At 59.9% G+C, this 2,837-nt stretch carries 2 protein-coding genes, 1 tRNA gene and 1 pseudogene; 1 reads left to right on the forward strand and 3 read right to left on the reverse strand.

The features are described 5' to 3' along the window. Positions 1-91: 91 nt before the first annotated feature. Positions 92-166, reverse strand: a tRNA-Val gene (locus tag ACIREA_RS30000). 64 nt (positions 167-230) lie between these two features. Further along, on the reverse strand, positions 231-950 hold the full coding sequence (locus ACIREA_RS30005) for a VC0807 family protein (protein ID WP_397385994.1): 720 nt from the start codon (positions 948-950) through the stop codon (positions 231-233). A gap of 224 nt (positions 951-1,174) precedes the next feature. Between ACIREA_RS30005 and nadA the strand changes: the two genes are divergently transcribed. Continuing rightward, complete coding sequence (nadA, locus tag ACIREA_RS30010; RefSeq protein WP_397385995.1) at positions 1,175-2,116, forward strand: quinolinate synthase NadA; 942 nt, start codon at positions 1,175-1,177, stop codon at positions 2,114-2,116. 274 nt (positions 2,117-2,390) lie between these two features. On the opposite strand, the pseudogene ACIREA_RS30015 reads toward nadA, so the two are convergent. Continuing rightward, positions 2,391-2,837: pseudogene (locus ACIREA_RS30015) on the reverse strand (hypothetical protein); the annotation flags it as partial.

A 2,837-nucleotide genomic window follows, 5' to 3' on the forward strand; every position in this document is an offset into this window, starting at 1 on the left:
AGCCCGCTGGCGTTCGAACCTCGCGCTCTGCGGCGTGAAGTTATCAGCACGGGAGGCCGAGGGATTTTGGACTTAAATCTTCAATCGAAGATGGTGCGCGATACAGGGTTCGAACCTGTGACCCCTACCATGTCAAGGTAATGCTCTACCACTGAGCTAATCGCGCGAGTCCGGGGGCGAAGTCTATAAACGGCCTCGGAGGATTGGGCAAACGGTTTTTAGACAGGAAATCAGCCATTGTTCACCTGCTTGCGCACCGTGGTGCCCTGATTCATCAAATCGTCCCGCTCCAAACCGGTGAGTCGGGTGATGGAACGCAGCAGCCAGAGCAGCAGGCCGAAGGTCACGCCCATGAGGGGGATGCCGATGACGAGGAAGCCGCTCCAGTTCAGGCGGCCGATGGCCTTGGTGTACTCCTCGCTGCCGGGGGCTTTGTCTCCCAGCAGGTAGATGGCGAGGGCAAAATTGGAGATGGACGAGAGCACCATCGTGCCCGCCATGCCCCAGGAGGCTTTTTTGAGCAGTTGCGCGAAGCTGTGGTGCTTCTCCGGAGTGTCGAGCGCCTGGTGCAGGGCGTGCTGGTTGATGACCTGCGGGTTGAGCAGCATCTCGTTGATCAGCGGCTTGCCCCAGCGATGGCTCAGCGGGAAGGCGATGCCGAGGAAGATGGGGAACATGGCCTCCTTGGCGGCAAACCACACGGCGTTCAGATTCCACAATCCGAGCACTCCGGTGATGATGACGGCGATCAGGCCGAGCACGGAGAAGAAGTTCAGCCCGCGTTTCTGCATGAAGCACCAGATGCCAAAGCCCAGCGGCAGGAGCAGCGCCACGATCAGCGCCCACAGCGGCCCCAGCCGGTCCGGCGCGCTGAGTTTTTCCAAAGCGATGGACGGCAGAATGACGGTGAGTGCGAGATCGAGAAGGGGGTGCGGCTGTTTTTGGGTCACGGGGAACTGTGGAATGATGAAGGCGGAATGTCGAGCCGAGAGAATCGAGACAGACGACCAAAGGGAGCCTTTAGGGTGAGCGCAGCGAATCAATGCGATGTGCTGTCAGTCTTGACAGAAGCGGAACAATGCAGTGCGGCAGTTCTGGAACCTAGGTCGTATCCGATAGACCTCCCTCTTGCTTACTTTCCACTCCGTTTTACGCTCTTCTTCATCTCATTTCCATGGTCGCCACCACTGCCCCCAGCCTTACCGAAGAAATTCTCCGCCTCAAAAAAGAACGCAATGCCGTGATCCTGGCGCACAATTACCAGGACAAGGCCATCCAGGAGATCGCCGACTTTGTGGGGGATTCCCTCGGTCTGGCTTACAAGGCCAAGGAGACCGAAGCAGACGTGATCGTCTTCTGCGGCGTGCATTTCATGGCGGAAACGGCCAAGATCGTGAACCCCGGCAAGATCGTGGTGCTGCCAGATGCCAATGCCGGCTGCTCGCTGGAGCAGAGCTGCCCTGGACCGCAACTTGAGGCCTTCCTGAAAGCGAACGCCGCCAAGAATTACTACGTGATCGCCTACATCAACTGCAGCGGCCATGTGAAGGCGCTGAGCGACTGCATCTGCACCAGCGGCAACGCTGACAAGATCGTCGAGGCTGCACCGAAAGATCGCCCGATCCTCTTTGTGCCGGATCAGAATCTCGGCTCATGGGTCATGGAGCGCACGGGCCGCAAGATGGACCTTTGGAAGGGCGCCTGCTACGTGCATGTGGAGTTCACCCGCGACAGCATCCAGCAGATCAAAGACGAATACCCGGATGCCAAGGTCGTGGCTCACCCTGAATGCACCTACGCCGTCCGCATTCTGGCGGATGAAGTGTGCAGCACGGAGAAGATGGTGGGTTACTGCCGCAACAGCCCCGCGAGTGCTTTCATCATCGTGACCGAAAGCGGCATGCTGCACCGCCTGGAGCGCGAAGTGCCGGGCAAGAAATTCATCCCCGGCCCCACGGGTCACTGCGCCTGCGCCGACTGCCGCTACATGAAGCTGAACACGCTGCAAAAGCTGCACGACTGCCTGCGCGATCTCTCGCCACAGGTGGAGATGCCGGAAGACCTGCGCCAGCGTGCGGAGAAGCCGATTTTGCGGATGCTGGAGCTGAGCAGATGAGGTGATGCGGGCACGCCTGCCTGCACTTGCTGCCTCCAGCGTTTGGTTGCGGGTAAGTACGATGGGCACTCCTGCCCGTCGATCAGCGTGTGATGATCCCCCCGACTGACGAGTGATCCTGCAGCAGCAGCAGAAAAGCCAGACGATGTCTTCACGCGCTGATGGGAGCGGATGCATACCTGCAGTGATGGACGATGGCTGTGGTGGGGCGCACTGAGGCTGATTTGTGTGTGCGGGAGCGCTGATCGACGGGCAGGAGTGCCCATCGTACTTTTCACCGCCACCAACTCGGCAGATCCGTCATCGTGTCCTTGAGGATGCTGCGGATCGCCACGCGTTCGGCAGGTGGGAGGTGGGCGTGCTGGGCATCGGGCTGCTCGCGCAGGTAGAGGGCCATGTGGTAGTAGACGCGCTCCTTGAGTTCCTTGGGCGCGGCTTTCCAGGTGTCTGTGTAAAGCATGTAGCTGCAGCGGTGTTTGAACATGCGCGTCTTCAGATCGAGATCCTTGAGCGACAGGCCGGTCTTCGACACTTTGCGGTCGCGCAGGAAATCCTGCACGTAGGCGGGATCTCCGACGATGCCTTTGGCGGGGACCTTGGCTTCGTCGGTAAAGGTGATGTAGCGCGCGAGTTCCTGGGCGCGTTCCTCGATCTCCGCCTTGGCCGCAGCGCCCAGCATGCCTTTGCCCTCGCTCTTGAGCTGGCGCACGGTGTAGATGGC

This window comes from Prosthecobacter sp., assembly GCF_044373815.1.
GTDB lineage: Bacteria > Verrucomicrobiota > Verrucomicrobiia > Verrucomicrobiales > Verrucomicrobiaceae > Prosthecobacter.

Coding starts and splice junctions, on each gene's coding strand:
- nadA (WP_397385995.1), top strand. CDS start 1,175: ATGGTCGCCACCACTGCCCCCAGCCTTACCGAAGAAATTCTCCGCCTC.